At 71.1% G+C, this 7218-nt stretch carries 9 protein-coding genes and 1 tRNA gene; 3 read left to right on the top strand and 7 right to left on the bottom strand.

The features are described from left to right. Positions 1 to 183: hypothetical protein (locus tag QM633_RS06820; RefSeq protein ID WP_415152984.1), on the bottom strand; the 183-nt coding region annotated here is incomplete at its 3' end. Next, entirely contained in the window at positions 180 to 1535 is a 1356-nt protein-coding gene (locus QM633_RS06815) for a UTP--glucose-1-phosphate uridylyltransferase (RefSeq protein WP_415152983.1), read from the bottom strand. The genes QM633_RS06815 and QM633_RS06820, both read right to left, overlap by 4 nt. 330 nt (positions 1536 to 1865) lie before the next feature. On the opposite strand from QM633_RS06815, the gene QM633_RS06810 reads away from it, so the two are divergent. After that, positions 1866 to 1941: transfer RNA gene (locus tag QM633_RS06810), tRNA-Arg, on the top strand. 659 nt (positions 1942 to 2600) lie between these two features. Here QM633_RS06810 and QM633_RS06805 read toward each other — a convergent pair. Then, complete coding sequence (locus QM633_RS06805; RefSeq protein ID WP_415152982.1) at positions 2601 to 3017, bottom strand: hypothetical protein; 417 nt, start codon at positions 3015 to 3017, stop codon at positions 2601 to 2603. Between the two features lie 282 nt (positions 3018 to 3299). Between QM633_RS06805 and QM633_RS06800 the strand changes: the two genes are divergently transcribed. Both QM633_RS06800 and QM633_RS06795 read left to right on the top strand, forming a co-directional pair. Next, a complete protein-coding gene (locus QM633_RS06800; RefSeq protein WP_415152981.1) occupies positions 3300 to 3542 on the top strand; it encodes a type II toxin-antitoxin system Phd/YefM family antitoxin in 243 nt (80 codons plus the stop codon). Then, the gene (locus tag QM633_RS06795) at positions 3539 to 3805 is read left to right on the top strand and encodes a Txe/YoeB family addiction module toxin (protein ID WP_415152980.1); all 267 of its coding nucleotides are present in this window, start codon (positions 3539 to 3541) and stop codon (positions 3803 to 3805) included. The genes QM633_RS06800 and QM633_RS06795 overlap by 4 nt, the downstream gene beginning before the upstream one ends. Before the next feature lie 84 nt (positions 3806 to 3889). Here QM633_RS06795 and QM633_RS06790 read toward each other — a convergent pair whose 3' ends face one another. The 4 genes from QM633_RS06790 to QM633_RS06775 all read right to left on the bottom strand — a co-directional run. Beyond that, the gene (locus QM633_RS06790) at positions 3890 to 4474 is read right to left on the bottom strand and encodes a hypothetical protein (RefSeq protein WP_415152979.1); all 585 of its coding nucleotides are present in this window, start codon (positions 4472 to 4474) and stop codon (positions 3890 to 3892) included. Next, entirely contained in the window at positions 4471 to 5757 is a 1287-nt protein-coding gene (locus QM633_RS06785) for a DUF58 domain-containing protein (protein ID WP_415152978.1), read from the bottom strand. Before QM633_RS06785 ends, QM633_RS06790 begins: the two co-directional genes overlap by 4 nt. Beyond that, a complete protein-coding gene (locus QM633_RS06780) occupies positions 5757 to 6728 on the bottom strand; it encodes an AAA family ATPase (protein ID WP_415152977.1) in 972 nt (323 codons plus the stop codon). The genes QM633_RS06785 and QM633_RS06780 overlap by 1 nt, the downstream gene beginning before the upstream one ends. Next, on the bottom strand, positions 6725 to 7218 hold a 494-nt coding region (locus tag QM633_RS06775), incomplete at its 5' end, for a hypothetical protein (protein ID WP_415152976.1). The genes QM633_RS06775 and QM633_RS06780, both read right to left, overlap by 4 nt.

The following is a 7218-nucleotide window of genomic DNA, read 5'->3' as shown; positions in this document are numbered from 1 at the left end:
GTGGGGCCAGGCGTGGTCGGCCGCGGCCTCCGCCCGCGCGTGCCCGGCGATCCGTTCCGCCGGCCAGCCCGCCCGGGCGAGGTCGTCGACCAGGGCGGCGACGTCGGGCTGCCCCGGCTCGGGAAGCGGGAGTTCGACTCCGGTGAGCGCCCAGGCCAGGGCTGCGTGCCAGCGCGCGGTCACCGGTAGTGCCGCGGTTCGCCCGCGTCGGGCAGGTCGACGGCCCCTGTGACCCGCGCCGGCGCGTCGAAGTACCACGGGCCCCGGACCCGCAGCGACTCGGCGCCACGCAGCGAGGGGACGACGGTGACGAGCCTGTCGAAGTCGTCGATGAGCTTGTAGTCGGCGCCGAGGTCCACTTCCGGGATCCGGTCGACGGTGCTGCGCAGGCGCCCGTCCGCGCCGAGGTCGAACACGTCCGAACGCAGCAGCAGAAGTTCGTTGGTGGTCTTCACCGGCAGGAACCGGTCACGTCCGACAGCGATCGCGGTGGCGCCGGGAAAGACCTCGATGGCCGCCCCCATCGCGCTCTCGAGCTGGATCACCTTCGGCGAGGTCGGGTCGGAAGGGTCGACCGTCTTCTCGTTGCGGATCAGCGGCAGGCCGAGCACGCCGTGGCGGGCCACGAGGATGTCACGGACCTGGACGAGGTCGAGCCACAGGTTGTTGGCATGGAAGTACGGGTGTCGGTGCTCGTCGGTGAAGTAGTGCATCTCCTCGGGAGCGGTCTGGGCGGTGTCGCGCAGGATCAGCTGCCCGTCCGAGACCCGGATCGCGAGGTGCCCGCCCTTGCGGTCGTTGACGGTGCGCGGGCACACCTCGGCCGCGTAGGGGGCGCCGGACGCGGCGAACCAGCCGGCAAGGGTGGCGTTCGGCGCGGCACCGAGGTTGTCGCCGTTGGCGACGGACGCATACCGGAAGCCGGCGCCGATCAGGGCATCGATGAGGCCCGTTCCCCACAGTGCCGGGTACAGGTCGCCGTGGCCGGGCGGGCACCATTCGAGCGCGGGATCGGCGGGCCAGGAGACCGGACCGAGGCCGTCGGCGAGAATCTTGGGCTCGGCGTTCTGGAGGAAGTCCAGCGGGAGCCCGTCGACGGCGAGGCCCGGGTGGCCGGCGAGGTGGGCGAGGCTGTCGTCGCGGGTGCGGAAGCTGTTCATGAAGACCAGGGGCAACCGGGCGTCGTAGCGCTGGCGGGCGTCGAGGACCTGGGCGACGATGAGGTCGAGGAAAGTGCGTCCGTCGCGCACGGGCAGGAGCGTCTTGGCCGCCTCCAGGCCCATGGAGGTGCCGAGGCCGCCGTTGAGCTTGATCATCACGGTCTGCTGGATGGCCGCACGCGCGTCCGCCTCGTCCACCTCGAGCTGGTCGAGCCGGGGCGGGTCGAGCAGCGGACGGATCGTGTCCTCGCCGATGATGCCGGTGGCGCCCGAAGCGCACAGCTGCCAGTAGTGCCGGAAGTTGTCGATGGCCGCCTGGTTGATGTCAGCCGCGCGCATCTTCTCCAGGCACTGTTCCAGGGCGGTCTCGCTCATGCGCCTGATGCTAGCGGCAGCGGCCGCAGGCGACCGACCGGACCCATGAGGTTCACCGACCGCGGGGCGCGACGTGCGCAGGGCACGGACGGGGAAAAGGTGAGAGTGACGCACCTCGAAGGGCTAGAAGCCGTCTACCCACCCCCAGGAGACAACATCGCGTGCGTCACTCTCGGTACTCGACTGTATCGGACCGCGATCCCAAAGCAAACTCAATCGCCGAGATTCCCAGATGGTTCACAGGGTGTACCTGGCCGCGGCGGTGGGTCGGCGCAGGCCGTTCGGGGCTCGCGGCCGAGGCGCTAGGCTGGTGAGGCCCCGCAGGGGCGTGGCCCCATAGCTCAGGGGATAGAGCAGAGGTTTCCTAAACCTTGTGTCGCAAGTTCGAATCTTGCTGGGGTCGCCAACCACGCTGAGCGTGAAATACCTTTTGACAAGCACAAACGCGGGCCCCATCGAGTGGTCGCTCATGTTCAGAAGATGACACTGGTGATCGCTCGTCCGCCAAGATGTTGCACGTATGCTGCACGCCGGGCCTCCGCGGAGCGCAGGAGGCGAGATGAGCAGGCGCGGCTTCGGGATGGTGCGGCGATTGCCGTCGAGGCGCTACCAGGCCAGCTACTACGGCCCCGACCTCACCCGACACGTCGGACCGACGACCTTCACCACCAAAGCCGACGCCGAGGCATGGCTCGCCGAGGAACGCAAGGAGGTTGAGTCCGGCAAGTGCCGACCGCCCGCGGCTCGGACGGCCGAGGCGTTGCACACCAGCCGAACCGAGAAGAGGGAGAATGCCATCCCGGACCGAGGCGCTGCGGCGAACCTGGAGGGGCGAAACGCTGCCTGGAGGCTGGACCGTACAGCACAAGGCCCAAGTGCTCCCGCCAAACTGGCTTCTCCGATACCTGTCCCATCACCACCCTCCATCCGAAGAAAGCATGGCACTCAGGGCTGACACTCGGGGCTCTCGACAACCGCGAGTACCTGCTCGTCGGAAGGTGACAACGCGCGGATCTGCCGCCTACCGCTTGTTTGATTGGTTCTTGCGGCCGCGCACACCTGTTCCTATCCCGTCCCAAGTGCGCGGGCCCGCTTCCGGTGCGCAACCATCTGCTGAACGGCGACACCTGTCGCCGAAACCCCGAGGAGCATGAGTGCCGTCAGCATGGCCACTGTGAACCTGTCTGGCGCCTCCCGGTAGGTAACCGTTTCCAGCCCGATCTCTGCCGCCAGGGCCAGGAGGAGCAGCCCGACCCCGGCGAGAACCCAACGGCCGAAGGTTCGACCGATAGCGGCCGCGATGATGGCAACCACCCCAACGCCAGCGATGCTCAACGCGTAGAGGCCGTCGTAACGCCCTGAATCTTCATCGAGGGTCACCATGGCGGCTGCCAAGAGCCCAAACCCGACCAGGCCCGACCCCATGATCGCCAACAGAACTCGCCCGCCGAGCCCTTCATCAGGATCGTGCGGCGCGCTCATGGCGCAAGCGTAGTTGCCCCCCACAGCCAACTGAGCGGGCCGAAATGCGAACCCTCACATCCGGTCATGCCGCGGCCCGGGGGTCGATCTTGCCGAAACGGTGCGCGAGATGAGTCTCCCCGCCGTCCACAGCGGCGCCCGGCTGATCCGGATCCCGGCGCCGGCGCTGGAGCAGCTCTTCACGCCCGTCCCGAACGCCACCTGGTGGGCCTCGTGACGTCGCCATCACCCCGCCTTGGATTCTCGTACGTGATCACGTACGCTGATCACGGAGGTGGAGAGATGACTGCTGTGAGTGCGACCGCTGCCCGTGCGAACCTGTATCGCCTGATCGATCAGGTCAACGAGGAGTCCGAGCCGCTGACCATCACCGGTCAGCGGGGCAACGCCGTGCTGGTCGGCGAGGACGACTGGCGCGCCATTCAGGAGACCCTGCTGCTGGCGAACGTCCCGGGCTTCACCGAGTCGATCCGGCAGGCACGCGCCGAGGGCCTGGACGAGGGCTCGGAGGAACTCGACTGGTGACCGCCTGGCGGCTGGTGTTCTCGAAGGCGGCCCAGAAGGACGCCAGGAAGCTCGCCTCCTCCGGGTTGAAGCCGAAGGCCCAGGAACTCCTGTCCATCATCGCCGAAGACCCGTTCGCGAATCCGCCTCGCTACGAGAAGCTGGTCGGCGACCTGGCCGGGTGCTACTCACGGCGGATCAACATCCAGCACCGCCTCGTCTACGAGGTGCTCGCCGAGGAGCACACCGTCCACGTCCTGCGCATGTGGACCCACGACGAGTGATCCTTCCCCTCAGCCGTCCTGAGCCTGAGAGTGAACTCGTGCACCGTGTACGGTGCGCGAACTCACAGTGTCCCGGTGGTGGCCTCACCTGATGCGGGCGAAGGCGAGCCCGGCAAGGGCGACCAGCGCCGCTCCCCCGGCCAGCACCAGCACCGCCGACGGCCGGCCGGCCAACAGGGAGGCGAGCGCCCCGACCGCGAGCGTGCCGCCCACGAGCGCCATCCCGCGCGGGATCCCGCGCGCCAACGCCGCGACCTCGACCCGCGCCGAGAGGGCGACCCGCTCCGCCCACCAGGCGAGCCGGACGCACACCCACACCAGCGGGACCAGCCCGAACACGACCGGGTCGAAGGGACCGTACCCGTCCGCCGCGACCAGCAGGCCGGTGACCACCGTGGCGACGTAGGCAGCCGTCGTCGACGGCCACAGCGCCATCACCACGACTCCCACGACAACCACGGTGCCCGCCAGCCAGTCCGCCGCGCCGCTGCGCTGGGCCGCGATCGCCAGGTCCGCGCCGGTGGCCACGACCGCGGCCGCCCGCAACGACCAGCCGGGAACGGTGCGCCCGAGGTCCAGCCCGACCCGGGGCAGCGGCCGCTCCGAGAGGTCGGGAAGGTCGCGCAGCAGCGGCAGTTCCGATCTGGCCAGGCGAAGCCACGTCCTCATCGCCAGTCCCGCTTCCGCGCGGCGACCCGCGCCAACGCCTCCAGGCTCGCCGCCGCGCGCAACCTTCCCGACCCGGCCCACGAGACGATCGGCACCCCCTCCCGGGCGAGTCGGTCGAGCCGCAGTGCACGCTCCATCCGCACGATCCGCCACGCGATCGCCAGATGCGGCTCGGTGACCGGTCTGACGTCGGGCAGCGTGTCGACCACCACCACCTGGTGCCCGAGGCTCCGCCAGGTACGGACGAGCTGGGCGGCGGCGTCGTCCAGCACGGTGCTGAACAGATAGACCAGGGTGTCTGCCGGCACCTGCGGCGGGCGCACCCGGGGGCTCGGCTGCCCGACCGGGTGGGCCAGAGCGAGGCCGTGCAGGATCCGGCGCAGGTGCCTGCGGCCTGCGGCGGGCGGCACCGGCCGCGTCTCCCGAGCCAGGTCGACCAGGCCGACCCGGTCCCCGTGCTCGACCAGTGCCCTCGCCACGCTCGCCGCGGCATGCCGAGCGAGGTCGAGCGAGGTCGCCTCGTCCACCCGCTGCTCGCCGTAGCCTCGCCACGTCCGCACATCGGGACCGACGTCGTCGCGCGAGTCCACAACCAGCATCACCGCGGCCTCGGCATCGGCGAAAGTGCGCCTCACGTAGAGGGTGTCCAGGTCCGGGGACCGTCGCGCGGTGGCCCGCCAGTCGATACGACGCAGCCGGTCTCCGGGCACGAACGGGTGGATGTCGCGCAGTTCGTTGCCGTCGCCGAACCGCCGTGACACCCGGGGCCCGGTGACGCCACGCAACGAACGCGGCACCGGAACGGCACCGAGCCGCATCGACGACGGCAACACCAGCCGCCCGGTCCCGCCGACGGTCAGCGGGTCGTGCTCCCACACCCCGTCGTACCCTCGGACGTCCACGACCGCGGTCTCCTGCGGACCGGTTCGCACCGAGGCCAGCCGGAGGCCGAACCGGCGCCCCCCGGCGGGAAGACGGGCGACGAACTCGGTGACACGGTGACCCGCGGCCGACGCCCGCACGTGGGCGAGCTCACCGCCACCGACGTGCACCCTCGACTCGACACCCCCGGCCGCCTCGCCTGCGGCAGGATCCTCGCCGGCCTCCAGCGGCCCTGCGGGCGGCCTGGTACGGCTGAACACCGTCGCCAGCAGCGCGGGAACGCCGAGCAGCGCCACATCCGCCCTGCCCACCAGCAGGCCGGCGAGCAGCAGCACGACACCGGCGACGACCGCGGCATCGTGCAGCCCGCCGTCCCGCCAGGCAGGTCCGCCACGCGCCATCAGGTCTGCCGCACGGTCGCAGGGCCGGGCACCTGGGCGAGCAGTTCGGTGACCACGTCCTCGGCCCTCCGCCCGGATGCCCACGACGTCGCGGTAAGGGTGAGCCGGTGCGAGAGAACCGGCACGGCGACCCGTTTGACGTCCTCGGGCAGGACGAGGTCGCGTCCCTCGAGCACGGCGATCGCGCGAGCCAGCAGGACGAGGTTCTGCGAACCCCGCGGGGACGCCCCGACCTCCAGCGCGGGATGGCTGCGGGTGGCTGCGGCCAGGTCGACGCAGTAGGCGAGGACATCGGGGTCGACCGCCAGCGCCTCGACGCCGGCCTGCATCGCGCGGACAGTGGTGGCATCCACCACCTGCGCGACCGGGGCGGCCTCCTGCCTGCGGGCGATCCGCCGGGCGAGCACCGTCTGCTCGCCCTCCCGGCTGGGGTAGCCCACCGCGAGCCGCACCATGAACCGGTCGAGTTGCGCCTCCGGGAGCGGATAGGTGCCCTCGTACTCGACAGGGTTGGAGGTGGCGACGACGTGGAACGGCAGCGCGAGCGGCCGGCTCGTCCCCTCGACCGTCACCTGACGCTCCGCCATCGCCTCCAGGAGGGCCGACTGGGTCTTCGGTGCGGTGCGGTTGATCTCGTCGGCGAGGAAGAGCCCGGTGAACACCGGCCCGGGACGGAAGGTGAAGTCGGCGCGCTGAGGGTCCCACACGCTGGAGCCCGTGATGTCGCTCGGCAACAGGTCGGGCGTGCACTGCAACCGGGCGAAGTCGAGGCCGAGCGCGGTGGCCAGGCTGCGTGCCGCCAGGGTCTTCCCTGTCCCCGGGACATCCTCGAACAGCACGTGGCCGCCGGCGAGAATCGTCGCCAGCGCGAGTTCGAGCGGCTCCCGCATGCCCACCACGGCCGTCCCCACCTCGCGCAGGATCTCGGAGCCGAGGCGCGCGACCTCGGCAACGGGAAGGGTGTCGGTCATTGGGACGTCCTCTCATCGGTGAGCCGGTCGACCGCGTCGAGCCAGGCCTGCAGGGTTCGGGCGGTGGGTGGCTGCCCGGAAGCGAGACCCGCGGCCGTATTCTCGCCGAGCAGCCGGCTGGCCTCCGCAGGGTCCTCGGGATCGGCGCCGGCCAGGCCGATTCGCGCGGCGGCGAGGTCGCGCACGCGTCGAACGACGTGGGATCGCACCCGTCGGTCCTGGCCGAAGACCTGCCATCCGAGGTCGCTGACGCCGCTGCGTCCGCCGGCCCGGCTGGCGTGGGGGCGTTCGGGCCACTCCTCCTGCGACACCTCGGTGCTCCCGGCCCGCAGCACGACGGCGGCGAACCCTGCGCAGCCGAGCAACACGGCGTGCGTCGTGTCGAGGACGCCGCCCGCTCCGAGCAGCACGCACACGGCGGCGATCGCGAGACCTCGGCCGACGACGGCCCGCACCGGCACGGTCACGCCGGGCCGCCCGCGTCCGCGGC

This window comes from Propionicimonas sp., from assembly GCF_047606205.1.
Taxonomy (GTDB): Bacteria; Actinomycetota; Actinomycetes; order Propionibacteriales; family Propionibacteriaceae; genus Propionicimonas.
Note: the sequence above shows the minus strand (reverse complement) of the source record. Positions and strands in the feature narration are given on the sequence as shown.